Annotated in this window: 25 protein-coding genes and 1 riboswitch; of the genes, 15 read left to right on the forward strand and 10 right to left on the reverse strand. The window is 67.5% G+C overall.

Annotated features, from left to right (window positions below; genetic code table 11):
- Positions 1 to 15: 15 nt before the first annotated feature.
- The 4 genes from ABUE11_RS05295 to ABUE11_RS05310 all read right to left on the reverse strand — a co-directional run bounded on the left by ABUE11_RS05295 (position 16) and on the right by ABUE11_RS05310 (position 2,908).
- Positions 16 to 693 (reverse strand): pilus assembly protein, encoded by a 678-nt coding sequence (locus ABUE11_RS05295; RefSeq protein ID WP_367068002.1) that lies wholly within the window; start codon positions 691 to 693, stop codon positions 16 to 18.
- Between the two features lie 101 nt (positions 694 to 794).
- Entirely contained in the window at positions 795 to 1,646 is an 852-nt protein-coding gene (locus ABUE11_RS05300) for a PilW family protein (RefSeq protein ID WP_367068752.1), read from the reverse strand.
- Positions 1,647 to 1,748: 102 nt separating this feature from the next.
- Positions 1,749 to 2,399, reverse strand: a complete 651-nt coding sequence (gene pilV / locus ABUE11_RS05305) for a type IV pilus modification protein PilV (RefSeq protein ID WP_367068003.1) — start codon at positions 2,397 to 2,399, stop codon at positions 1,749 to 1,751.
- A 5-nt stretch (positions 2,400 to 2,404) separates the two neighbouring features.
- Positions 2,405 to 2,908 (reverse strand): GspH/FimT family pseudopilin, encoded by a 504-nt coding sequence (locus tag ABUE11_RS05310; RefSeq protein ID WP_367068753.1) that lies wholly within the window; start codon positions 2,906 to 2,908, stop codon positions 2,405 to 2,407.
- Positions 2,909 to 3,128: 220 nt separating this feature from the next.
- Between ABUE11_RS05310 and cbiB the strand changes: the two genes are divergently transcribed.
- From cbiB to ABUE11_RS05340, 6 genes are all read left to right on the forward strand, one after another.
- Positions 3,129 to 4,103 (forward strand): adenosylcobinamide-phosphate synthase CbiB, encoded by a 975-nt coding sequence (gene cbiB / locus ABUE11_RS05315; RefSeq protein WP_367068004.1) that lies wholly within the window; start codon positions 3,129 to 3,131, stop codon positions 4,101 to 4,103.
- On the forward strand, positions 4,096 to 5,103 hold the full coding sequence (locus ABUE11_RS05320; RefSeq protein WP_367068005.1) for an aminotransferase class I/II-fold pyridoxal phosphate-dependent enzyme: 1,008 nt from the start codon (positions 4,096 to 4,098) through the stop codon (positions 5,101 to 5,103). Before cbiB ends, ABUE11_RS05320 begins: the two co-directional genes overlap by 8 nt.
- The gene (locus ABUE11_RS05325; RefSeq protein ID WP_367068006.1) at positions 5,100 to 6,584 is read left to right on the forward strand and encodes a cobyric acid synthase; all 1,485 of its coding nucleotides are present in this window, start codon (positions 5,100 to 5,102) and stop codon (positions 6,582 to 6,584) included. The genes ABUE11_RS05320 and ABUE11_RS05325 overlap by 4 nt, the downstream gene beginning before the upstream one ends.
- A 25-nt stretch (positions 6,585 to 6,609) precedes the next feature.
- Positions 6,610 to 6,801, forward strand: a riboswitch (cobalamin riboswitch).
- A 44-nt stretch (positions 6,802 to 6,845) separates the two neighbouring features.
- Entirely contained in the window at positions 6,846 to 7,607 is a 762-nt protein-coding gene (gene bluB / locus ABUE11_RS05330; protein WP_367068007.1) for a 5,6-dimethylbenzimidazole synthase, read from the forward strand.
- Between the two features lie 88 nt (positions 7,608 to 7,695).
- Positions 7,696 to 8,781, forward strand: coding sequence for a nicotinate-nucleotide--dimethylbenzimidazole phosphoribosyltransferase (cobT, locus tag ABUE11_RS05335; protein WP_367068008.1), 1,086 nt, complete (start codon positions 7,696 to 7,698; stop codon positions 8,779 to 8,781).
- A gap of 93 nt (positions 8,782 to 8,874) precedes the next feature.
- The gene (locus ABUE11_RS05340) at positions 8,875 to 9,378 is read left to right on the forward strand and encodes a macro domain-containing protein (RefSeq protein WP_367068009.1); all 504 of its coding nucleotides are present in this window, start codon (positions 8,875 to 8,877) and stop codon (positions 9,376 to 9,378) included.
- Between the two features lie 22 nt (positions 9,379 to 9,400).
- Here ABUE11_RS05340 and nth read toward each other — a convergent pair whose 3' ends face one another.
- Positions 9,401 to 10,039, reverse strand: a complete 639-nt coding sequence (gene nth, locus ABUE11_RS05345) for an endonuclease III (RefSeq protein ID WP_367068010.1) — start codon at positions 10,037 to 10,039, stop codon at positions 9,401 to 9,403.
- A gap of 84 nt (positions 10,040 to 10,123) precedes the next feature.
- On the opposite strand from nth, the gene ABUE11_RS05350 reads away from it, so the two are divergent.
- From ABUE11_RS05350 to ABUE11_RS05370, 5 genes are all read left to right on the forward strand, one after another.
- Positions 10,124 to 11,320 carry a PLP-dependent aminotransferase family protein gene (locus tag ABUE11_RS05350; protein WP_367068011.1) on the forward strand — a complete coding sequence of 399 codons (1,197 nt, stop codon included), beginning with the start codon at positions 10,124 to 10,126 and terminating at the stop codon, positions 11,318 to 11,320.
- Positions 11,321 to 11,334: 14 nt separating this feature from the next.
- Entirely contained in the window at positions 11,335 to 11,553 is a 219-nt protein-coding gene (locus tag ABUE11_RS05355; RefSeq protein ID WP_367068012.1) for a SlyX family protein, read from the forward strand.
- A gap of 30 nt (positions 11,554 to 11,583) precedes the next feature.
- Positions 11,584 to 12,876 (forward strand): sodium/glutamate symporter, encoded by a 1,293-nt coding sequence (gltS, locus tag ABUE11_RS05360; protein ID WP_367068013.1) that lies wholly within the window; start codon positions 11,584 to 11,586, stop codon positions 12,874 to 12,876.
- A 208-nt stretch (positions 12,877 to 13,084) separates the two neighbouring features.
- Positions 13,085 to 13,525, forward strand: coding sequence for a CopD family protein (locus ABUE11_RS05365; protein ID WP_367068015.1), 441 nt, complete (start codon positions 13,085 to 13,087; stop codon positions 13,523 to 13,525).
- A gap of 13 nt (positions 13,526 to 13,538) precedes the next feature.
- A complete protein-coding gene (locus ABUE11_RS05370; RefSeq protein WP_367068016.1) occupies positions 13,539 to 13,778 on the forward strand; it encodes a DUF3820 family protein in 240 nt (79 codons plus the stop codon).
- On the opposite strand, the gene ABUE11_RS05375 is transcribed toward ABUE11_RS05370, so the two are convergent.
- A complete protein-coding gene (locus tag ABUE11_RS05375) occupies positions 13,766 to 14,143 on the reverse strand; it encodes a group III truncated hemoglobin (RefSeq protein WP_367068017.1) in 378 nt (125 codons plus the stop codon). The two genes, ABUE11_RS05370 and ABUE11_RS05375, sit on opposite strands and share 13 nt — an antisense overlap.
- Positions 14,144 to 14,145: 2 nt before the next feature.
- Positions 14,146 to 14,844, reverse strand: coding sequence for an iron-sulfur cluster repair protein YtfE (ytfE, locus tag ABUE11_RS05380; RefSeq protein ID WP_367068019.1), 699 nt, complete (start codon positions 14,842 to 14,844; stop codon positions 14,146 to 14,148).
- 90 nt (positions 14,845 to 14,934) lie between these two features.
- Between ytfE and ABUE11_RS05385 the strand changes: the two genes are divergently transcribed.
- The 4 genes from ABUE11_RS05385 (at position 14,935) to ABUE11_RS05400 (ending at position 20,662) form a co-directional block, all read left to right on the forward strand.
- On the forward strand, positions 14,935 to 15,426 hold the full coding sequence (locus ABUE11_RS05385; protein ID WP_367068020.1) for an Rrf2 family transcriptional regulator: 492 nt from the start codon (positions 14,935 to 14,937) through the stop codon (positions 15,424 to 15,426).
- 330 nt (positions 15,427 to 15,756) lie between these two features.
- A complete protein-coding gene (locus ABUE11_RS05390) occupies positions 15,757 to 17,679 on the forward strand; it encodes a PrkA family serine protein kinase (RefSeq protein WP_367068021.1) in 1,923 nt (640 codons plus the stop codon).
- A gap of 89 nt (positions 17,680 to 17,768) precedes the next feature.
- On the forward strand, positions 17,769 to 19,037 hold the full coding sequence (locus tag ABUE11_RS05395) for a YeaH/YhbH family protein (RefSeq protein WP_367068022.1): 1,269 nt from the start codon (positions 17,769 to 17,771) through the stop codon (positions 19,035 to 19,037).
- Positions 19,034 to 20,662, forward strand: coding sequence for a SpoVR family protein (locus ABUE11_RS05400; protein WP_367068023.1), 1,629 nt, complete (start codon positions 19,034 to 19,036; stop codon positions 20,660 to 20,662). The genes ABUE11_RS05395 and ABUE11_RS05400 overlap by 4 nt, the downstream gene beginning before the upstream one ends.
- A gap of 79 nt (positions 20,663 to 20,741) precedes the next feature.
- Here the strand turns inward: ABUE11_RS05400 and ABUE11_RS05405 are convergent, their stop codons facing one another.
- From ABUE11_RS05405 to ABUE11_RS05415, 3 genes are read right to left on the reverse strand one after another with little or no spacing between them, the layout of a single operon-like run.
- On the reverse strand, positions 20,742 to 21,857 hold the full coding sequence (locus tag ABUE11_RS05405; RefSeq protein ID WP_367068024.1) for an acyl-CoA dehydrogenase: 1,116 nt from the start codon (positions 21,855 to 21,857) through the stop codon (positions 20,742 to 20,744).
- Positions 21,858 to 21,871: 14 nt separating this feature from the next.
- Positions 21,872 to 23,077, reverse strand: coding sequence for an acyl-CoA dehydrogenase family protein (locus ABUE11_RS05410; protein WP_367068025.1), 1,206 nt, complete (start codon positions 23,075 to 23,077; stop codon positions 21,872 to 21,874).
- 48 nt (positions 23,078 to 23,125) lie between these two features.
- Positions 23,126 to 23,839: a YceH family protein gene (locus ABUE11_RS05415; RefSeq protein WP_367068027.1), complete on the reverse strand. Its 714-nt coding sequence runs from the start codon at positions 23,837 to 23,839 to the stop codon at positions 23,126 to 23,128.
- Between the last annotated feature and the right edge of the window lie 17 nt (positions 23,840 to 23,856).

Consider the following 23,856-nt stretch of genomic DNA (forward strand, 5'->3'; position numbering starts at 1 on the left):
TTGATAGTGATGCCCTCAGTCCTTGGTCTTTTGCGGCGCATAGGTTTGCTGCAGTACGACCAGGGTTCCCTGCTTGCGCCCATAGGCCAGCGCCGTGATGCGATAGACCACGCTGGGCGTCAGGTTCAGCGGCAGGTAGTTGTTTGGCGCGTCGACGATCAGGGCGGCGGTTTTGGCGCTCTCGTCATAGGGCAGCACCTCGATCCAGTACCAGCCGCCCTGGGTTGCAGGAGTGTTGCTGTCCCATTGCAGGATCGGGTTGATGGGGTTTGTGCTGTCGCCCGTGCCGGCGCCGGTGAACTGGCCATAGCGAGCGCCGACGGCGGCATCAGCCATTTGCGCAAGCGTCACTCCCTCGCTGGCGTCGGAGTTGTTCCAGAAGTCCTGCTTTCCGACGCGCTTGAGGCACAGCCCCTTGCTGCATTTGCTGGCGTGCGCCTCCAGGCTGGCCAGCAAGGGGCCGACGTCCTTGGCTTCCAGGGGGATTTGTTCGCCAATCCCGGCGCGGCAGACATCGCCTGTTCCGGCGCATGGCGAGCCATCGGATTTCTGGTTGCGGATGTCCAGTTCCGCGTCCTGCAACAGGGCCTGTGCGGCCTCGAAAGCGCGTTGATAGTCGGCGTCGTTGCCGACCACCATTTCGTTGAACAGTGAGGTGCGCGATGCCCACAATGCCAGCAGCATGGAGAGCATGACGAACACGATGACGACAAACAGTGCGACACCGCGCTGTCGGTGGCGGCGGTGGCGGGCTTGTGGTGCGCGGAGCATGGTAGTCGTAGTCGGATGGGGGCTTAGAGCACCGTGCCTACCAGCCCCTGGCTGCGCAGCTGGAACACGTTGCGAAAGGCGATGTGCATGCGTCGCGCACGTGCACCGGTGAGCGTGGTCATGTCGACCAGGTTGTTCGCGGGCGTGGCGTCGTTGCCGCAACCCGTGTAGGTGCTGCCCGCCGGCATGTCGATGGGTTCGCTGCCATAGAGCACCAGACAGACCTCTACCGCCTGCACGCGGCTCCAGTTGGATCCGACGGCGCTTGCATCGACGTACTGAATATGTGTGTCCGCCGGGTTGCTGTTGTCCTGCAGCAGATAGCGGACCTGGAAGTCGGCCACGTTCTGCACGATGGGCTGGTCAGAGGCGCCGTTGCCTCCGCACCTCAGTTCATTCTTCGTGGCGTCGAATCGAAAGGCACTCTCCACCCGCTGGTCGTCCTTGCGGGGCGCCGTGTCGTCCGATGGGCCACCCAGGCAGTTGCGGGAGATGGTCTGTTGCGTTGCGCTGGTATGAACCGACTCCTTGTAACGACGGTAGCTGATGGTGAGCGTGGCCGGGTTGCTGGTGCCGCTGACGGTGTCTGTGGTGGGGTTGAAGCTGTATGTGCTGCTGGAGCCCGATGGCGGGTCGGCCTTGGCTTCGAACGCCACGGGGGCGGAGAGAACCTCGCTGGCCGCCGCATCGGTGGGGTTGGGGTTGAGATACAGCGATCCCGCCTGGCGCAACTGCAGGCCTATGACGCGCATGGCATAGGCTGCCTGCTGCTGGATGGCGCTGGCGTCACTCACCGTGCCGGAGACGCCACGCGAGACCATGAGTGCGCCCATGGCCACCGCCACGACCAGCAGGCCGATGGCGACACCCACCATGAGTTCGAGCAACGAGACGCCGCGCTGGTATCTGGGCACCCATGACGGGCGGACAACCTTGATGAAGGGCGTGGCTGGAGCGGTGGTGATCGGTCGCATGGGTCAGGCTCCGGGGCAGTAGTACATCTTTGCGCTGCCGCCGGCGTCATAGGGTGCGCAGCGCGCGGACACGGGTAGGTACTGCAGGTGGCAGGTGAAGCCGTTGGGACAGGTGGTGTTGCCGCCACCGATGGCTGTGTTGATGGCGCCCCGGTATGAAGTGACGTCCTGATCGTCGCTGTCGGATGTCTTGGCCACGCTCTCGTTTTCGCGCCACCGGATCATCACGCCAAGCTGGCGCGGGTTGGCTGCATCATCGCCCTGGGCCAGAAAAATGGTGGCATCTCCCAGAGGCAGGGTGCGCTGGACGGTGCCGAGCCATTGGGCCACGTCGTAGGTCGTTAGCTGCGTGCTGCTGCATGCCGTGGTTGCGCAGTTGACGGAAGGGGTCGGTGCAGGCGTGGAGGGCGTTGTCCAGGCGCTGGCGTAGCTGCCCAGGGTCAGAAGGGCGTTGGGGTGGGCCTTCATGCGCTCGCCAAGGTCTTCGATCAGACGAATCGCCTGTGCGCGGCGCACGGTGGTTTGTGTATCGGTCAGGGTGCGCATCTGCACGCCCAGGATGCCCAGGATGCCCAGGGCTGCCACGACGATGGCAACCAGCGACTCGATCAGCGTGATGCCGCTCTGGTGATGCAAGGATTTGGCAAAGCGCATAGGACTCAACCGGATGTGCATGGAGGATCGGAAATGACGCGAATGCGCCCGCCGGAGCTGACGCACACACCTCTGGCAGCCGCATCGGAAATGGACTTGTCTTTCGGAACGATGCTCACGCCGATCCAGGTGCCATCGACCAGGCCCCAGCGGTTGAGCTTGATGTTCTTGCCGCCGCTGGTGCGGGTGACCTTCAGGTTCGCCGGTGTGTCAAAGCGCTGCAGTGTCGTGGGGCTGACGCAGTTGCCGCTGGCATTGATGCTGCTGCAGGCCAGCACCTCCCAGCCGCAGCCCCAATCGTTTGAGCCGCTCGCGGTTGTGCAACTGCCGTTGTTGGAGAGCTTCTCAATGACGACATTGCCGCCGCGCTTGATGGCCTCGGAGCGGGCGAGATGGATTGTCGATTCCAGGGCCTCGACCGCCTGACGCACCCGCCAGCGCTCGATGAGTGGCGTAAAGCTGGGGGCAGCCAGCGCAGCGAGAACCGCGAGGATGGCGATGGTCACCATCAGCTCAATCGCCGTGAAGCCCCGCATGCGCGAACCTGGCGCGGGCTGCCGGTGTGTTTTCGAAGAGTAACTTGAACGCAACGATTGCATGTTTGTGATGCTATTTGTGTCGTTGCACTTTGAAACCTCCGAGGTGGACGAGCGGTGTGCCGATCCCGACGAGCGGTGCGAGGTGTTGCTTGCGGGCGTCGCAGCCGCGCCGGCGCGGTAGGCTCGCCCCATGTCGATCTGGATGTTTGAAGCCGCCATACCCGCCGCCGCCCTGCTGCTGGCCCTGGCCATTGACCGCTGGTGGGGTGAGCCGCCCGCGCGGCTGCACCCCGTGGTGTGGATGGGCTGGGCCCTGGGGGCCTGCGGGCAGCGCCTGGCGCCCGCACAGCCCACAGGGCGCGATTTATGGTCTTTTTGGCTTGCAGCGCTTGCCTGGTGCGCGCTGTCAGCTATTGTTTTTATTGCGGCTGCGATGCTGCAATGGGCGGCGCTGGCCCATCTGCCGGCCTGGGGCGCGGCGCTGGCGCTGGGCCTGCTGCTCAAGCCCCTGCTGGCCTGGCGCATGCTGGCGGGTGAGGTGCTGGCGGTGGAGGCGGCGCTGGGCGAGTCGCTGGCCGCCGGCCGCGCGCGCCTGGCCTGGCTGGTGAGCCGCGATGTGCAGCCGCTCGATGCCACGGCCGTGCGTGAGAGCGCCATCGAATCCCTGGCCGAGAACCTTTCCGACTCGGTGATCGCGCCGCTGTTCTGGTTTGTGCTGCTGGGTCTGCCGGGCGCGGCGCTGTACCGCTTTGCCAATACCGCAGACGCCATGTGGGGCTACCCTGGCATGCGCGGCGGGCGCTATTGGCAATGGGCGGGCAAATGGGCGGCGCGGGCCGACGATGTGCTGTCGTGGCTGCCCGCGCGGCTCACGGCGCTCTTGTTGTGGCTGGTGGCCGGCGGCGGCGTGCGCCTGGGCGCTTTGAGGGCGCAGGCGCGGGTCACGCCATCGCCCAACGGCGGCTGGCCCATGGGCGCCATGGCGCTGGCGCTGGGCGTGCGCCTGGCCAAGCCCGGGGTGTATGCGCTCAACGCCGCGGGACGGGCGGCGCAGGCCGTGGATACGCGGCGTGCCGTGAAATTGGCGTCAAAATCGGTTGCAGCGCTTGTCTCATGCGCGCTGACAGCTCTTGTATTGATAGCTATAGTGCGCACCCATGCCTGACCAAGCCCCGCTGCACGGCGGCCCGGACGCCCTGGGCGTGCCGCGCCACGACTTTTCCACCAACGCCAATGCCTGCGGCCCCTGCCCGCAGGCGCTGGACGCCCTGGCGCGCGCCGACCGCAGCCGCTACCCCGACCCGGCCTATACCGAACTGCGCGCGCGGCTGGCCGCCCGGCATCGTGTGGATGCCGCGCGCATCGTGATGGCGGCCAGCGCCAGCGAGTTCATCCACCGCATCACGGTGTACGCGGCGCGCGCCGGCCTGCGCCATGCCGTCGTGCCCGCCCATGGCTATGGCGACTACGCGCGTGCCGCCGACGCCTGGGGGCTGATGCTGGGCAATACGCCCCCGGCCACAGGGTTGCCCGCGCTGCATTGGGCCTGCGAGCCCGCAAGCCCCCTGGGCACACCCGACCCGGCCCTGGCCCTGTGGGCGCGGCGCGCCGGCCCGGCCGGCAGCCTGCGCGTACTGGACTGCGCCTATGCGCCGCTGCGCCTTGATGGCCTGACGACGGTGCCGCCCGACGATGCCTGGGAGCTCTGGTCGCCCAACAAGGCCCTGGGCCTCACCGGAGTGCGCGCGGCCTATGCCATTGCCCCGGCCGCCGCGGTGGCCAGCGGCGCGGTGGCGGCCGTGCGGGCGCTGGCGCCGTCCTGGCCGCTGGGCGCGGACGGCGTGGCCCTGCTCACGGCCTGGACGCAGGGCGACACGCAGGCCTGGCTGGCGCAGTCGCTCGCCACGCTGCGCGACTGGAAGGCGGCCCAGCTGCGCCTGTGCGCCGATCTGGGCTGGGCCGTGCTGCCGGGCAGCCTGGCCAACTTCTTCACCGCGCGCCCGCCGGTGGACGACCTGGGCGCGGCGCTCCACGCGCTGCGCGCGCGCGGCATCAAGCTGCGCGACTGCGCCTCGTTCGGCCTGGCCGGCCATGTGCGCCTGGGCGTGCTGGCGCCTGCGGCGCAGCGGGCGCTGGCGCTCGATTGGCGACAATCCACCTCATGACGAACAAGACATTCCCCGGCCCGGCGCGCTGCGTCATGGTGCTGGGCACGAGCAGCGGCGCGGGCAAGAGCTGGCTGGCCACGGCACTGTGCCGCCACTACGCCAACCAGGGTCTGAAGGTCGCGCCCTTCAAGGCGCAGAACATGAGCAACAACGCGCGCGTGGTGGCCACACCCGCGGGCGGGCAGGGCGAGATCGGCAGTGCCCAGTACTTCCAGGCCCTGGCCGCGCGCGCCACCCCCGATGTGCGCATGAACCCGCTCTTGCTCAAGCCCGAGGCCGACACCCGCAGCCAGGTGGTGCTGCTCGGGCAGGTCAGCGAGTCGCTGTCCGCCATGCCCTGGCGCGGCCGCAGCCAGCAGGTGTGGCCGCAGATTGCGGCGGCGCTCGACGCGCTGCGCGCCGAGAACGACGTGGTCGTCATCGAGGGCGCGGGCTCGCCGGCCGAGATCAACCTGATGCAGAGCGACGTGGTGAACATGCGCGTGGCGCGCCACGTCCAGGCGCGCTGTCTGCTCGCGGCCGACATCGACCGCGGCGGCGCCTTTGCCCATCTGTACGGCACCTGGGCGCTGCTGCCGGAGGAGGATCGCGCGCTGATCGCGGGCTTTGTGCTCAACAAGTTCCGTGGCGATGCGGCGCTGCTGGCCCCCGCGCCCGAGATGCTGAAGGAAAAGACGGGCGTGCCCGTGGTCGCCACCATCCCCATGCAATGGAACCATGGCCTGCCGGAAGAAGATGGTGTTTTTGACGCCCGCAGCACCGGGCAGGGCGCCATCCACACGCGCATCGCCGTGGTGGCCTATCCGCGCATCAGCAATCTCGACGAGTTCCAGCCGCTCAAGAACCTGCCCGGCGTGCACCTGGCCTGGGCGCGCAGCCCGGCCGAGCTGGAGGGCGCCGACTGGATCATCCTGCCCGGCAGCAAGGCCACGGCCGCGGACCTGGCCTGGCTGCGTGCCCAGGGGCTCGATGCCGCCATCGCCCAGCATGCCGCGCGCGGCGGCCGCGTGCTGGGCGTCTGCGGCGGCCTGCAGATGCTGGGCGAGGCGCTGATCGACACCCAGGGCGTGGACGGCAACGGTCCGGGCCTGGGCCTGCTGCCGCTGGTCACGAGCTTCGAGGCCACCAAGACCGTGCGCCTGACGCAGGCGCGCTTTGGCGCCGCGCAGGGCGCCTGGCAGGCGCTGGCGGGCGTGGCCGTGCAGGGCTACGAGATCCACCACGGCCAGACCGCACAGCACCCGGCCATGGCCGCCAAGGGCGACGTGGCGCGCGAGCTGATCCCCGGCCTGGCCTGGCAGAACCAGGGCGGCAACGTGCTCGGCCTGTACCTGCACGGCATGTTCGAGGATGCGGCCGTGCTGCGCGCGCTGTTTGGCGCCGGCGCGCCCACGCTGGACGCCGCGCTCGATGGCCTGGCCGGCTGCATCGCGCGGCACTTTGCGCCCGGGGTGCTGGACGCCCTGGCCGCGCATTGATTGCGTGGGGCGCCTGCCGCGGTTGCTATCATCCGCGCCCTCAGGTGCCCGTGGTCGCAAGGCCGGGGGAGAATCGGGAAGGCGGTGCAAGTCCGCCGCGTGCCCAACGCTGTAAGGAGGATGACCCCCGCTCGATGCCACTGGCCGCCAAGGCCGGGAAGGCGCGGGGGCCAGTGGAGTCCGAGCCAGAAGACCGGCCTGAACGTTCAACGCGCTGCAAGGCCGGGCAGCGTGCGATCTATTCACGCACAGGGGACTGCCATGAATACCGACGAGGCGCAAGCCACGCCAGGCGCGCACGCCTTTACACCCGAGGCCCGCGACGCCGTCTACCACGCCATTTTTTCGCGCCGTGACGTGCGCGGGCAGTTTCTGCCCACGCCCGTGCCCGACGAGGTGCTGAGCCGCATCCTCACCGCCGCGCACCATGCGCCCTCGGTGGGCTTCATGCAGCCCTGGAACTTCCTCGTGGTGCGCGCGCAGGACGCCAAGCGCCGCGTGCACGACGCCTTCGCCAGGGCCCATGCCGAGGCCGCCGACATGTTCCAGGACGAAAAACGCGCCATGTACCAGCGCCTCAAGCTCGAGGGCATTCTGGAGGCGCCCGTCGGCATCTGCATCACCTGCGACCGCGAGCGCACCGGGCCCGTGGTGCTGGGGCGCACCCACATGAAGACCATGGACCTGTACAGCAGCGTCTGCGCCGTGCAGAACCTGTGGCTGGCCGCGCGCGCCGAGGGGCTGGGCGTGGGCTGGGTCAGCATCTTTCACCAGGCCGACCTGCAGCAGGCGCTGGCCATCCCCAGGAACATCACCCCCATCGCCTACCTGTGCGTGGGCTATGTGAGCCATTTTCACGACCGGCCCGAGCTCGAGACCGCCGGCTGGCTGCCGCGCCTGCCCATGGAAGAGCTGGTGTACTTCGAGCAGTGGGGCCGGCGCGACGACCGGCAGCCGCTCGTCGAGCACCTGCGGCGCGACCAGGCCGCGGCGCAGCGCAGCCGGCGCGCCGGCGCGGTGTGAGACGCCGAGCCCACCCATTCCACCTGCTTTCATCGATGCGCAGGCCCGTGCGCGGGCCGCGCTTTCTTTGTCCATAGTTGCAACATCCATGACCACCCCATCGACTACCTCTACGTCCTTCACGCTGCCTCCGATTGCCGACCTCGCAGACCCGCAGCTCACGGTCGCCCTGCAGCACCGGCTGGACCACAAGACCAAGCCGCTGGGCGCACTCGGGCGCCTGGAGGCGCTCGCATTGCGCCTGGGCCAGATCCTGGGCACCGACACCCCCGTGCTGCGCGCGCCGCAGGTGCTGGTCTGCGCGGCCGACCATGGCCTGGCGGCGCGGGGCGTGTCCGCCTACCCAAGCGACGTGACCTGGCAGATGGTGGAGAACTTCCTCGCCGGCGGCGCTGCCGTGAGCGTGCTGGCACGCCAGCATGGCCTGCAGCTCACCGTGGCCGACTGCGGCGTGGCGCGCGAGATTCCCGCGCGCGCGGCCGCACCGGGGGCGCCGCGCCTGGTCAGCTGCCGCATTGCCGCGGGCACGCAGGACGCGAGCGGCGGCCCGGCCATGAGCGCCGCGCAGTGCGAGCAGGCGCTGGCCAACGGCATGGCCATCGTGCGCGGCCTGCCCGGCAATGTGCTGCTGCTGGGTGAGATGGGCATAGGCAACACCTCGGTGGCCTCGCTGCTGCTGGCGCGGCTCGCCGGCGTGGCGCTGGCCGACTGCGTGGGCGCCGGCACGGGGCTGGACGAGACGGGCATCGCACGCAAGCGCGCCGTGCTGCAGCGGGCGCTCGATGCCAACGCCGGTGCCACCGAGCCGCTGGCCGCGCTCGCGGCCCTGGGCGGGTTCGAGGTCGCCACGCTCACGGGCGCCGTGCTGCAGGCCGCGGCCGAGCGCCGCGTGATCGTGGTCGACGGCTTCATCACCAGCGCCGCCGTGCTGGTGGCCGCACGCCTGGCGCCCCATGTGCTGCAGCGCTGCGTGTTCGCCCACCGCTCGGGCGAGCGCGGCCATGCGTTCATGCTGCAGGCGCTGCAGGCCGAGCCGCTGCTGGACATGGGCCTGCGCCTGGGCGAAGGCTCGGGCGCCGCCCTGGCCTGGCCGCTGCTGGAATCGGCCTGCCGCGTGCTGCGCGAGATGGCGAGCTTCGAGAGCGCGGGTGTCGCCGGGCCCAGCGAGTCTTGATCTGGGTTAATGCGGGTAAACCCTGGGGTGCTATGGTTTCTGTGAGGGAAGGGCAAACGGTATTGCCCACCTCCATCACAGAAAGGACAGCGAATGATCAAAGAAGTCACCGGCGACATCCTGCTCAGCAAGGCGGATCTGTTGGCACATGGCATTTCGGCCCAGGACCCCTTCGACAGCGGCCTGGCCCTGGCGCTGCGCGAGCGCTGGCCTTCGCTGGTCAAGGACTACCGCCACGACACGCGTTCCAACGCCATAGGCGCGGGCGAGGTCTGGGCGTGGACGGGCGTGCAGGAAGGCGGCGGCGTGCGCCGCATCATGAACCTGGTCACGCAGAACACGCTGGGCCAGGGCCCGACGGCAAAACCTGGCAAGGCCAGCATCGAAAACGTGCGCGCCGCGCTGCAGAACCTGGCCCGCTTCGTGCGCCAGGAGCAGATCACCAGCGTCGCCCTGCCGCGTCTGGCCACGGGTGTGGGCGGCCTGGAGTGGGACGAGGTCAGGCCGCTCATCACGCAATACCTGGGCGAGTTGGGCGTGCCCGTGATCGTCTACAGCACCTACCGCAAGGACATGCAGGCCGACGAAGGGCTGTGATGGCCCAGATTGCCGGCGCCGCTCAAGGCGCCGGCGTCTTGGGCTCGTAGTCGCAATAGGGCGCCACAGCGCATTCCCAGCAGCGTGGCTTGCGCGCCTGGCAGACATAGCGGCCCAGCAGGATCAGCCAGTGGTGCGCGTCCACCAGGTACTGCTGCGGCACGCGTTCGAGCAGGCGCTGCTCCACCTCCAGCGGGTTCCTGCCCGGCGCCAGGCCCGTGCGGTTGGACACGCGAAAGATATGCGTGTCCACCGCCATGGTGGGCTGGCCGAAGGCCACGTTGAGCACCACGTTGGCCGTCTTGCGCCCCACGCCGGGCAACTGCTCGAGCGCCTCGCGCGTGCGCGGCACCTGGCCGCCATGCTGCTCCACCAGGATGCGGCAGGTGGCCAGCAGGTTCTTGGCCTTGGTGCGGTACAGGCCTATGGTCTTGATGTAGCCCTCCAAGCCCTCCAGGCCCAGGTCGAGGATGGCCTGGGGCGTGTTCGCCACCGGGAACAGCCGGCACGTGGCCTTGTTCACGCCCACGTCGGTGGCCTGGGCCGAGAGCAGTACCGCGGCCAGCAGCTCGAACACATTGGTGTATTCCAGCTCGGTATTGGGCTGGGGGTTGGCGGCCTTGAGGGTGGCGAAGAAGGCTTCTATATCGCGGGGCTTCATGGCGGTGATTGTCACCGCGCCGGCGAGGGCGCCGCGATTGGCGACAATGCAGGATTGTTCGCCAACCGCTCTGCCACCCACGCCATGCAATTTGCCGACCGTCTCGACAACGTAGAAACCTCCGCCATCCGCGAGCTGTTCAAGCTGCTGGGCAAGCCCGGCATCATCAGCTTTGCGGGCGGCTTTCCCGACAGCGCCATGTTCGACGTGGAGGGCATTCGCGAGGCCAGCGCCCGCGCCCTGGCCGAGGAGCCCGGCGCCGCACTGCAATACGGTGCCACCGAGGGCTACGAGCCGCTGCGCGCGCAGCTCTCGGCCTTCATGTCCGAAAAGGGCGCGCGGGACGTGGCCCCGGGCGAGCTCATCGTCACCACCGGCAGCCAGCAGGCGCTGGACCTGCTGGGCAAGACCATGATCAGCCCTGGGGACAAGGTGATCGTCGAGGGCCCGACGTTTCTCGCCACCATCCAGTGCTTTCGCCTCTATGGCGCCGAGCTCATCAGCGCGCCCATCGACGGCGATGGCGTGAACACGGATGCGCTGGAGCGGCTCATCGCCGAGCACCGGCCCAAGCTTGTGTACCTGATTCCCACCTTCGGCAACCCCAGTGGCGCCACGCTGAGTCTGGCGCGGCGCAAGAAGGTGCTGGAGCTGGCCGTCAAGTACCAGACGCTTGTCGTCGAGGACGATCCCTATGGCGACCTGTACTTTGGCGAGGCCCCGCCGCCCAGCCTGCTGGCGCTGTCGCACGAGGTGGCGGGCAGCCGCGCGCTGCTGGCGCATTGCGGCAGTCTGAGCAAGGTGCTCTCGCCCGGCCTGCGCGTGGGCTGGCTCATCGCCGCGCCCGAGCTCCTGGCCAAGGCCACCATGTGCAAGCAGTTCAGTGATGCCCACACCAGCACCTTTGCCCAGGCCACGGCGGCGCAATACCTCAAGGCCGGGCGCATGCCGGCCACGCTGGCCCATGTGCGCGCCGTGTACGCCGAGCGCGCCCAGGCCATGGGCGATGCGCTGCGCGCCGAACTGGGCGCGGCCGTGGACTTCGTCCAGCCACGCGGCGGCCTGTTCGTGTGGGCGCGCCTCACGGGTGCGGGCGGCGTGCTGGCCGACGGCAATGTGCTCGCCAAGCGCGCCATCGACCAGGGCGTGGCCTTTGTGCCGGGCGCGCCGTTCTTCTGCGCCCAGCCCGACCCGGCCACGCTGCGCCTGTCGTTCGCCACGGCCGATGTGGCGAAGATTCGCGAGGGCGTGGCGCGCCTGGGCGCTGCGCTGCGGGGCTGACGGAGGCTGACGCCATGGACGACGCACGGCAGAGGCTGGAAGAGCGCCTCGAGGCGCTGGAGGTCAAGGTGGCCTTCACCGAGGACATGCTCGACCAGCTCAACCTGACCATCTACCGCCAGCAGCAACAGATCGAGCAGCTCGTGCGCGAAGTGGTGCAGCTGCGCCAGCAGCAGCCCGAGGGTGGAGCGGCAGTGCGCAGCCTGCGCGACGAGCTGCCGCCGCATTATTGAAGCTCGTGCGGCAACAGAAGAGGAGTGAACATGCAACCCGTGGTACTTGATGGCTACTACACCTTGATCGTCGCCACGATCGTGCTCATCGTTGGCCGGTATTTGGTTCAGAAGGTCAAGCTTCTCAACGATTTCAACATCCCCGAGCCGGTGGTCGGCGGGCTTGTGGCAGCGGTTTTGCTGACCATTGCCCATGCCATGTTCGGCTTTGTCATCAGCATCTACGGCAGCCTGCAAACCGCCATGATGCTGATGTTTTTCTCCTCCATTGGCCTGGGTGCCGATTTCAGCAAGCTCAAGGCAGGTGGCAAACCCCTGGTGGTACTGACCATCGTGGTGGGTATTTTCATTCTGGTGCAGAACATCACCGGTATCACGGTGGCAACCCTGTTTGGCATGCACCCGCTGACCGGGCTGGTGACGGGCTCCATCACGCTGACCGGCGGGCATGGCACCGCCGCAGGCTGGGGGCCACGGCTTGAAGAAATCGGCGTTACCGGCGCAACGACGCTGGGCATTGCCTGCGCCACGTTTGGTTTGGTCATTGGCGGCTTGTTGGGCGGGCCAGTGGCCCGGCGCTTGATCGCCAAGCACCATCTGACCAACACGCGTCACACCTCCTCGGGTGCGACCCCGGACAAGCAGGCACTGGATGCCACCGGGGCCGAGCCTGCGCTCAACGAGGATGGCTACATCGATGTCGCCCAGTATCCATTCGAGAACCCGGAGCAAGTGCGCCTCATCACCGCACAGTCCGCGCTGGAGACCTTGAGCCTGTTCGCCGTCTGCCTGGCCGTCTCGTCCTATATCTCCACCTTCTTCTCGACCAACTTCCCCAACGCGCCCATCACCATTCCGACCTTCGTCTGGGCCTTGGCAACGGGTGTGGTGGTGCGCAATCTGGTCACGCCCCTGTTCAACTTCAACGTGTTCGACCGCTGCGTTGACGTGATCGGCAACGTCGCGCTGTCGCTATTTCTGGCCATGGCGCTGCTGTCGCTCAAGTTGTGGGAACTGGTGGATCTGGCGATTCCGTTGCTGGCGATTCTTGCCGTGCAAACCGTTGTGATGGCGGTGTTCGCCAGCGTGGCGACCTTCCGCGCCATGGGCAAGGACTACGATGCCGCCGTTGTCGCCGCGGGCCACTGTGGCTTCGGCATGGGCGCCACGCCCACGGCGGTGGCGAACATGCAGGCCATCACCTCCAAATACGGCGCTTCGCACAAGGCGTTTCTCATCATCCCGCTGGTTGGCGCATTCTTTGTCGACATCATCAACGCCACGGTGCTGTCGATCTTCACCTCCCTGCCGTTCCTGCGCTGAGCCAGAACGATGTCGCATCGCCGGCCCGGGCGCTGCTTGAGGCATATCGAAAATCAGGTAAAAAAATCCATTGAAACGCCTGTCAGCAAAGCGCAGGCAGCTCTTTTTTTTGTAGTAATGTAGCGCCCGTGCATCCGTCCACGCCCTGACTTGCCGATCCGGCCTATCCGCTGCAGGCAGCGCAGGGCCTAGCCACAGAAGTTCCCGCATGTATCCCTACATCTTTGCCCTGCATGTGCTGGCCGCCACCGTCTGGACCGGTGGCCATCTGGTGCTGGCCCTCACCGTGCTGCCGCGCGCGTTGCGCGCGCGCAATCCCCAGGTGCTGCTGGACTTCGAGCAGGGCTACGAAAGAATCGGCATGCCGGCGCTGGCGTTTCAGGTGGCCTCCGGCCTGTGGATGGCGCTGCAGCTCGTGCCCGACTGGGTGCGCTGGTTCAACCCCGATTCGGCGCTGGAGACGGCCGTGGCCGCCAAGCTGCTGCTGCTGGCCGGCACGGCGCTGGTGGCCGCGCATGCGCGTCTGCGCGTGATCCCGCGCCTGAGCGCCGCCACGCTGCCGCTCATGGCCTGGCATGTGGCGGCCGTCACGCTGCTGTCGGTGGGCTTTGTGCTCACGGGCATCAGCTTCCGCTACGGCGGGCTGTGAGGGGAGGGTGGCAATGGAGATCGCGGGCTGCACGCCCGAGCGGCTGGCGCTGCTGTTCACGCGCGAGATGCCGTTCGGCAAGCACCGCGGCACGGTGATTGCCGAGCTGCCGGCCAACTACCTGCACTGGTTTGCGCGCGAGGGCTTTCCGCGCGGCGAGATCGGGCAGCTTCTTGCGCTGATGTACGAGATAGACCTCAACGGCCTGCGCGACCTGCTCGCGCCGCTGCGCAGGTCGGTTCAGCCGAAATAGCCGCGAAACAGGTTGCGCGCAATGCCGCGCGCCGCCTGCTGCAGCTCGCGCGCCACCTCGGGCTCGAACAGCGCATCGGTCTGCCGGCCCCAAAGGCGCAGCCAGATGGCGAAATGCTCGGGCTCCACGCCATCGACGGCCATGTGCTTGCCGAACACGTCGCCTTTGAAGCTGCGCGCGCCCAGCATCACCGTGCTCCAGAAGTCCACCATGCGCGCCAGATGAGCGTCCCAGTGCGGCTCTATGACGCGGTCGAACAGGGGGCCGAGCTGGGCGTCGGCGCGCACGTCGGCGTAGAAGCCATGCACCAGCGCGGTGATGCCCGCCACATCGAGCGGGCGTTTGGTCTGTGTTGCCGTGTCCATGCTCAGCTGCAGCCGCAGCCCGAGCCGCAGCCGGCCTGCTCGGTCCTGGCCTCGAACTGCGGGAACAGTACGTTGTTCTCGAGGTGGATGTGGTTGATCAGGTCGTCATTGAGCTGCGCCAGGCCCGAGTACAGCGCGCGCCAGGTGTTGCAGGCCTCGGCCGGGGGCGTGATGTCGTTGGTCAGCCGGGCGATGTGTTCCAGGGCCTCGCCATGGTCGGTGTGCTCGTGGCGCATCATGGCGATGGGCTGGCTCACGAAGCTGTTGCCGCCGGCGCGCAGCATGGGGAAGAGCACGGCCTCTTCCTTGTGCATGTGCAGGGTCAGCTCCTGCTCCATGGCCTCGAGCGCGTCGGCCAGCCCACGCGGGGTGTGGGGGTTCTCGCGGTGCACGGCCTCCACACGGCGTGCCATGCGGATCAGCTCGGGCAGCTGGGCGCGGTGCACCTCGTGGTAGCGGGCGACGATGTGGTCGATGAGCTCGGAGGGCGTGCCCGTGTCGGGCAGCTCGCTCGGGCGCTGCAGCGCCGACAGCTCGTCGACCACGGCCTGCAGGTCCAGGCCCTTGTCGCCGGCGGCCTGCTCCAGGCTGATATGGCCGCCGCAGCAGAAATCAAGCTTCAGGCGGCGAAACACCGCGGTCGCGCCGGGCAGTTGCACGGCGATCTGGCCAATGGCCTGGCTGGAATCGATGAGGCTCATAGTCGGGTATTTAAAGGTTCATGTGGTTTGAATATTTTATTCTTTAAACTTCATCGGGTGTGCATCTTTTGCAATGGACGGCTATCTCCCATGCGACTGACCCAGTGGACCGACTACGCGCTGCGCGTGCTGATGTACTGCGCGGCCTGCCAGGATCGCGAGCAGCCCGTGACCATCAGCGAGGTGGCCGAGGCGCATGCCATCTCGCGCAGCCATCTGACCAAGATCGTGCAGCAGCTTGCCGCCCAGGGGCTGCTGGACACCACGCGCGGGCGCGGTGGCGGCATGCGCCTGATGCGGCCTGCCAATGAGATCAATGTGGGCGCCATCGTGCGCATGACCGAGACCGACTTCGACATGGTCGAGTGCTTCAACCCCGAGTTGAACCAGTGCCGCATGAGCAGCCATTGCCGCCTGCAGGGCGTGCTGGCCGACGCCACGCGCGCCTACCTGGCGGTGCTGGACGCACTGAGCGTGGCCGATCTCGTGGCCCCGCTGCCCGCCGCAGCACAAGCGGGCAGGGCGGCGGTCCAGCCCGTGCGCTGGGTGCCGGGCCTGCCGCAGGTTCTGCGCGGCTTCTAACAAAATCGGCCATTAGTGCCCGCCGGTAAAGCCCGAGAAGCTATTTATTATGTAGCGACATCGGGGCTGATCCACTGCCGTGGGGCTGCCACGCATTGTGCAAGACGCTCCAACAGGCGGCCATTCCCTCGCCGCGGCACAGGCGCTCGCCGGTGGGTGTGGCAGGGAACCTCCGGCGGGTGATGATGATCTCTCGGGGCACGGGGTGTGGTGGGGCTTGCGCCGCTATCCAAAGTCGGAACAAGGTGCTACAACGATCCCGAACGAGTGATCAAGCCATGCAACTTTGCGGCACTGTTGGCTCCGGGGGTGCCGCCACAGGAGGGCCATATGGACGCCATCAGCAACTACGCAGCACGCTATGTTCGCCTGCGCGAGGAGGAGATGTCGATCGACGAATACCTCGCCCTGTGCCAGCGTGATCCCATGGCCTATGGCAGCGCCGCGCAGCGCATGCTGGCCGCCATCGGCGAGCCCGAGATGGTGGACACGCGCAACGACCCGCGCCTGTCGCGCCTGTTCGCCAACAAGGTGATCCGCCGCTACCCGGCGTTTGCCGAGTTCTACGGCATGGAGGACGCCATCGAGCAGGTGGTGAGCTTCTTCCGCCACGCCGCGCAGGGGCTGGAGGAGCGCAAGCAGATCCTGTATCTGCTGGGCCCGGTGGGCGGTGGCAAGAGCTCGATCGCCGAGCGCCTCAAATACCTCATGCAGAAGGTGCCGTTCTATGCGCTCAAGGGCTCGCCCGTGAACGAGTCGCCGCTGGGCCTGTTCGACGTGGCCGAGGACGGCCCGGTGCTCGAGGAGCAGTACGGCATTCCGCGCCGCTACCTGCAGCATGTGCTCTCGCCCTGGGCCGTCAAGCGCCTGGAGGAATACGGCGGCGACATCCGCCAGTTCCGCGTGGTCAAGCGCTACCCGAGCATCCTCAAGCAGATCGCCATCGCCAAGACCGAGCCGGGTGACGAGAACAACCAGGACATATCGAGCCTGGTGGGCAAGGTGGACATACGCAAGCTCGAGAACTTTGCCCAGGACGACACCGACGCCTACAGCTACTCGGGCGGCCTGTGCCTGGCCAATCAGGGCCTGCTTGAGTTCGTCGAGATGTTCAAGGCGCCCATCAAGGTGCTGCACCCCTTGCTAACGGCCACGCAGGAGGGCAACTACAAGGGTACGGAGGGCTTTGGCGCGATTCCGTTCGACGGGCTGGTGCTCGCGCACAGCAACGAGAGCGAGTGGAAGGCGTTTCGCAACAACCGCAACAACGAGGCTTTTCTCGACCGCATCTACATCGTCAAGGTGCCGTACTGCCTGCGCGTGTCCGAGGAGATCAGGATCTACGAAAAGCTCATCCGCGAATCCTCGCTCGCCAACGCCGTGTGCGCGCCGGGCACGCTGCGCATGATGGCGCAGTTCTCCGTGCTCACGCGCCTGAAGGAGCCGGAGAACTCCAGCATCTTCAGCAAGATGCAGGTCTACGACGGCGAGAGCCTCAAGGACACCGACCCGCGTGCCAAGAGTTTCCAAGAGTACCGCGACTATGCGGGCGTGGACGAGGGCATGAGCGGCATTTCCACGCGCTTTGCGTTCAAGATCCTGTCCAAGGTCTTCAACTACGACAGCACCGAGGTGGCGGCCAACCCCGTGCACCTGATGTATGTGCTCGAGCAGCAAATCGAGCGCGAGCAGTTCCCGGCCGAGCTCGAGACCAAGTACACCGGCTTCATCAAGGAATACCTCTCGCCGCGCTATGCCGAGTTCATCGGCAAGGAGATCCAGACCGCCTACCTCGAGAGCTACAGCGAGTACGGCCAGAACATCTTCGACCGCTACGTGACCTATGCCGACTACTGGATACAGGACAGCGAGTACCGCGATACCGACACCGGCGAGGTGTTCGACCGCAATGCGCTGAACGCCGAGCTCGAGAAGATAGAAAAGCCCGCGGGCATCGCCAACCCCAAGGACTTTCGCAACGAGATCGTCAACTTCGTGCTGCGCGCGCGCGCCAACAACCAGGGCAAGAACCCGAGCTGGACGAGCTACGAGAAGCTGCGCCTGGTGATCGAGAAGAAGATGTTCTCCAACACCGAGGAGCTCCTGCCCGTCATCAGCTTCAACGCCAAGGCCAGCGCCGAGGATGCGCGCAAGCACGAGGACTTCGTCACCCGCATGGTGGCCAAGGGCTACACCTCCAAGCAGGTGCGCCTCTTGTGCGAGTGGTATCTACGCGTGCGCAAGAGCAGTTGAATACTGCAATATTGATAGCTGGTTGCGCTTTTCTGTAGGGCGCTGCAGCCTGTTTTGACGCCAAGCCCAACCTCACCCAGGGAGCACAGATGGCCTTGCACATCATCGACCGCAGGCTCTCCGGCAAGAACAAGTCGGTGGGCAACCGCGAGCGCTTCATCCGCCGCTACAAGCAGCAGATCGCCGAGGCCGTGCGCCGTGCCGTGGACAAGCGCGACATTCGCCATATCGAGCAGGCCGAGAACATCACCATCCCGCGCAAGGACATCCGCGAGCCGGTGTTCCGCCATGGTCAGGGCGGCATTCGCGACATGGTGCACGCGGGCAACAAGGACTATGTGCGCGGCGACCGCATCGCCCGGCCGCAGGGCGGCGCGGGCGGCAGCGGCTCGCAGGCCAGCGACAGCGGCGAGGGCGAGGATGACTTCACCTTCACGCTCACGCGCGAGGAGTTCATGCAGCTGTTCTTCGAGGACCTGGCCCTGCCGCGCATGCAGCGCACCCAGCTGGGCGAGACCCCGCAGTACAAGACGCGCCGCGCCGGCTACAGCCACGATGGCACGCCGCACAACCTGGCCGTGCTGCGCACCATGCGCGGCGCCCTGGGCCGGCGCATTGCGCTGACCAAGGCGCCGCACCGCGAGCTGCACGCGCTGCAGCAGGAGCTCGATGCGCTGCTGGCGCAGGACGACGGTACGAGCGAGGCCGTGGCCGAGCTGCAGCGGCGCATCGACGCGCTCAGGGAGCGCGTGTCCAAGGTGGCCTTTCTGGACCCGCTGGATCTGCGCTTTCGCAACCGCACCAAGGTGCCCGTGCCCAGCAGCCAGGCCGTGATGTTCTGCGTGATGGATGTCTCCGGCTCCATGGACCAGGAGCGCAAGGACCTGGCCAAGCGCTTCTTCATCCTGCTGTACCTGTTTCTCACGCGCCACTACGAGAAGATCGACATCGTCTTCATACGCCACCACACGCAGGCCGCCGAGGTCGACGAGGAGGCGTTCTTTCACTCCACCGAGAGCGGCGGCACCGTGGTCAGCAGCGCCCTGGTACTGCTCGAGCAGATCATGCGTGCGCGCTACCCTGCGGGCGACTGGAACATCTACGTCGCGCAGGCCAGCGACGGCGACAACTTCCACGACGACGGCGGCAACTGCCGCGCGCTGCTCGAGAGCAAGATCCTGCCGCAGGTGCGCTACTTCGCCTATGTGCAGGTGGCCCAGGAGGAGCAGAGCCTGTGGCAGGAATACAGCCAGCTGCTGGCGCTGTTTCCGCAATTCGCCATGCGCAAGGTGGCCGCCGCGAGCGAGATCTACCCGGTGTTTCGCGACCTGTTCAAGAAAGAGGGGGCCGCGGCATGAACCTCTCGCAATACCCCGTGCTGGCGCGCCGTGCCGCACATCACTCCTGGAAGCAGGCCGCTGCGGCCGAGCGCCGCCAGCGCGGCGTGCCCCGCGTCCTGCTGCCTGCGGGCAAGCGGCCCGCCCATCCCTTGCCCGACCCGAGCGACTGGACCTTCGAGCTCATCGAGCGCTATCACGGCGCGATTGCCGCCACGGCAGAGCGCTATGGCCTGGACACCTACCCCAACCAGCTCGAGGTCATCTCCGCCGAGCAGATGATGGACGCCTATGCGAGCGTGGGCATGCCCGTGGGCTATCGCCACTGGAGCTACGGCAAGGAGTTTCTCGCCACCGAGAGGCGCTACCGCCGCGGCCACATGGGCCTGGCCTACGAGATCGTCATCAACTCCAACCCCTGCATCAGCTACCTGATGGAGGAGAACACCACCGCCATGCAGGCGCTGGTCATCGCCCATGCCGCCTACGGGCACAACAGCTTCTTCAAGGGCAACTACCTGTTCGGCATGTGGACCGACGCGGGCAGCATCATCGACTACCTGGTCTACGCGCGCGACTTCGTGGCCCAGTGCGAGGAGCGCTACGGCCTGGACACCGTGGAGCAGTGGCTCGATTCCTGCCACGCGCTGACCAACCTGGGCGTGGACCGCTATCACCGCCCGTCCAAGAAAAGCCTGGCGCGCGAGCGCGCCGAGCGCGAGCAGCGCGAGGCCTATGCCCAGCAGCAGGTCAACGTGCTGTGGCGCACGCTGCCCACGCGCCCGGGCAAGGACAGCGCGGTGCAGGGGGCGGAGCGCTTCCCCAAGGAGCCCGAGGAGAACATCCTCTACTTCATCGAGAAGAACGCCCCCCTGCTCGAGCCCTGGCAGCGCGAGATCGTGCGCATCGTGCGCAAGATCGCCCAGTACTTCTACCCGCAGCGCCAGACCCAGGTCATGAACGAGGGCTGGGCCACCTTCTGGCATTACACGCTGCTCAACACCTTGTACGACGAGGGCTGGCTGACCGACGGCGTCATGGTCGAATGGCTGTCCTCGCACACCAACGTGATCTACCAGCCGCCCGTGGGGCACCCCGCCTACAGCGGCATCAATCCGTACGCGCTGGGCTTTGCCATGTACCGGGACATTCAGCGCATCTGCCAGGAGCCCACGGAGGAAGACCGACGCTGGTTCCCTGATCTGGCCGGCACGCCCTGGCTGCCGGCGCTGCACCACGCCATGCAGAACTTCAAGGACGAGAGCTTCGTGGGCCAGTACCTGAGCCCGCACCTGATGCGCAAGATGCGCCTGTTCGCCATCCACGACGACGCGAGCGAGCGCGAACTGCTGGTGAGCGCCATCCATGACGAGGACGGCTACCGCGAGCTGCGCCAGACGCTCTCGCAGCAGTACGACCTGGGCGTGCGCGAGCCCAACATCCAGGTCTGGAACGTGAACCTGCGCGGCGACCGGTGCCTGACCCTGCGCCACACCCAGTACCAGGGCCGGCCCCTGGCCGACGACGCGCTGGAGGTGCTCAAGCATGTGGCGCGCCTGTGGGGCTTTGGCGTGCAGCTCGAGAGCGTCAATGGCGACGGCGCCTTGCCGGTGCTGCTGCACAGCGTGCCCGCGCCCTCTGCCTAGCCGTAGGCCGCGCCGAAAAGGCGTTGCGGCGCGTGTCTGACCTCGGCCCCGCACGGCACCTCATGGGCGCCGCGCCGATTCAGGCGAACACCCCCGCCTGGTCCTGCATGCGCGCCGACACCTCGCCCAGGTGGTGCAGGGTGTCGCCCCAGCCCATCTCGAGCTGCGTGAGCGTCTTGAAGTAGTGGCTGACGATGTACTCGTCCGTGACGCCTATGCCGCCGGAGAGCTGCACGGCCTGCTGGCCCACGAAGCGCATCGACTGGCCCAGCTGCACCTTGGCGCGTGACAGGGCGCGGCGGCGCTCGTCGCGCGCGGCGCCTAGCTTGAGGCTGGCGTAGTAGCTCATGGAGCGCGCGAGCTCGAGCTGCATCTTCATGTCGGCCGCGCGGTGGCGCAGGGCCTGGAAGCTCGCAATCGGCACGCCGAACTGCCGGCGCTGGTTCAGGTAGTCGAAGGTGACGGCGCAGGTCTGGTCCATCACGCCCACGGCGTAGGCGCAGGCGGCGGCGATGCCGGTGTCCTGGGCCAGCTCCAGTGCGGCCAGGCCGTCGGTGGTGATGAGCGTGGCCGGCGTGTTGACGAGCTGCAGATCCGCGCCGCGGCTGCCGTCCTGCAGGCCGTAGCCGCGCGTGGTGCTGCCGGCGGCGCCGTGCTCCACCAGAAACAGCGCAATCTGCCCATCGAGCCGCGCGGGCACGATGAAGGCGTCTGCCTGGTCGCCCGCGGGGACTATGTTTTTGATAGCTGTCAGCGTGTATCCGGTGGGCGTTGCAACTGCTTTTGCCTCACATTGATCGAGGTGGTAGCGGGCCTTGCGCTCCTGCTGTGCCAGCACCACCAGGGCCTGGCCGCTGGCGATGCGCGGCAGCCAGGCGGCCTGCAGCTCGGCGCTGGCGTACTGGCTCAGCACGCTGGTGGCGATGAAGGTCTGCGCCAGCGGCTCGAGCACGATGCCGCGGCCCAGCTCTTCCATGGCGATCATGGCGTCGATGGCGCCCTGGCCCATGCCGCCATGGGCCTCGGGCACGGTCAGGGCCGTGAGGCCGAGTTCGGCCAGCTCGCCATAGGCCGCGCGGTCGAAGCCGCCCGCGGCGACGATGGCGCGGCGGCGCTCGAAGCCATAGCCCTTGTCCACCCAGCGGCGCACGGCGTCGCGCAGTTGTTCCTGGTCGTCGGAGAAGTTGAAGTCCATGGGGTTGTCTCCTGTCAGCCGAGCACGGTCTGGGCCACGATGTTGCGCTGCACCTCGTTGCTGCCGCCGTAGATCGTGGTCTTGCGCATGTTGAAGTAGGTGGAGGCCAGCGGCGCGTTGGCCAGCGTGCCGCCAGGGAAACCGCCGATCGCCCCTGCGGCAGCGTCGCCCTGCCAGCCCGCGTCCATGGCCTCGTGGATCAGCGGCAGCGCGAACGGGCCGGCGGCCAGCATCATGAGTTCGCTGTAGCGCTGCTGGATCTCGCTGCCGCGGATCTTCAAGAGGCCCGCGATGTCCAGCGGGTTCTTGCCGCTCTTTTCCATGCTGAGCACGCGCAGCACCAGCATCTCCAGCGCCACGACGTCCACCTCCAACAGGGCGATCTGGTCGCGAAAGCGGTTGTCGTCCCACAGGCCTTCGTTTTTGGCGATGCGCTTCAAACGCTCGAGCTCGCGCTTGGCGCGGTTGACGTCGGCGATGTTGGTGCGCTCGTGCGAGAGCAGGAGCTTGGCGTAGGTCCAGCCCTTGTTCTCCTCGCCGATGAGGTTCTCCACCGGCACCTCGACGTTGTCGAAGAACACCTCGTTGACCTCGCATTCGCCATCGAGCAGTCGTATGGGTCGCACGGTGACGCCGGGCGACTTCATGTCCAGCAGCAGAAAGCTGATGCCCGTCTGCGGCTTGCCCTCATTGCTGGTGCGCACCAGGTTGAACATCCAGTCGCCATGCTGGCCCAGCGTGGTCCAGGTCTTCTGGCCGTTGACGATGTACTTGTCGCCGCGGCGTTCGGCGCGGGTCTTGAGGCTGGCCAGGTCCGAGCCCGAGCCCGGCTCGCTGTAGCCCTGGCTCCACCAGACGGAGCCGTCGGCAATGCCGGGCAGGAAGCGCCGTTGCTGCTCGGGCGTGCCGTAGGCCATGATGACGGGCGCCACCATCACCGGGCCGAAGGGCATGATGCGCGGCGCGCCGGCCATGGCGCATTCCTCCTCGAACAAATGCTTTTGCACGGCCGTCCAGCCCGGGCCGCCGAACTCCCTGGGCCAGCCAAAGGCCAACCAGCCCTTCTGGCCCAGGATCCTGGCCCAGCCCTGCATGTCGTCGCGCGTCAGGCGCAGGGCGTTGTGCACCTTGTGGGCGATCTCGGGCGGCAGATGGGCGCGCACCCAGTCGCGCACCTCCTCGCGGAAGGCCTGTTCTTCGGGGGTGAATGCGAGATCCATGCTGTGCCTCCTTGTATGTCGCGGACGGTTGTAGCATGGACGTTCGCGCTATTCCTGTCCGGGCGGCGACAGCGCAGAGTCCAAGTCCAGCGCAGGGTCCAGCCCCAGCTCGGCGCACAGGCGGCGCACGGTGGCCTGCAGCTGGGCCACGTCCGACTCCAGCGCCTGCACGCGCGCCTGCAGGGCCGGGGCCGCGGGGGCGCCGCCACCGCCACCAGCAGCGGCCTGCAGTGCTTCGACATCGACCGGGCCGCACAGCAGCTGGGCCCAGCGGCTCTCGCGCGCGCCGGGCGCACGCGGCAGCAGCGTGACCAGCGGGCCGCCCTTGTCGTCGCCGCGCTCGGCCAGCTCGTTCAGAAAGGCCTCGACCGACGAGGTGTCGGCAAAGCGGTGCCAGCGCTCGGCGTTCAGGCGCAGCTCGGCCGCGGTCTGCGGGCCGCGCAGCATGAGCAGGCCCAGGAGCGCCGCAGCCTGGCTTGGCACGCCCATGCCGCGCTCGAAGTTGTGCTCCCAGCGCGCCACGCGGGCGCCGCCTATCTCCACCACCAGCGCCTGCTCGCGCAGCGTCTCGAGCGCCTGCAGCACCTCGTCGTCCGTGAGCTGCATGACGGGCTCGCGGCTCGTCTTCTGGTTGCAGCCTGTGACCAGGCTGTTGAGCGTGAGCGGGTAGCTGTCGGGCACGGTGCGGGACTTTTCCAGCAGCGTGGCGAGCACGCGGGCCTCGGGGGCCGAGAGGGGGCGTTGTCGGGGGTCGAAGGGCATGGCGGGATAATCCGGAT

Source organism: Oryzisolibacter sp. LB2S (assembly GCF_040732315.1).
GTDB lineage: Bacteria > Pseudomonadota > Gammaproteobacteria > Burkholderiales > Burkholderiaceae_C > Alicycliphilus > Alicycliphilus soli.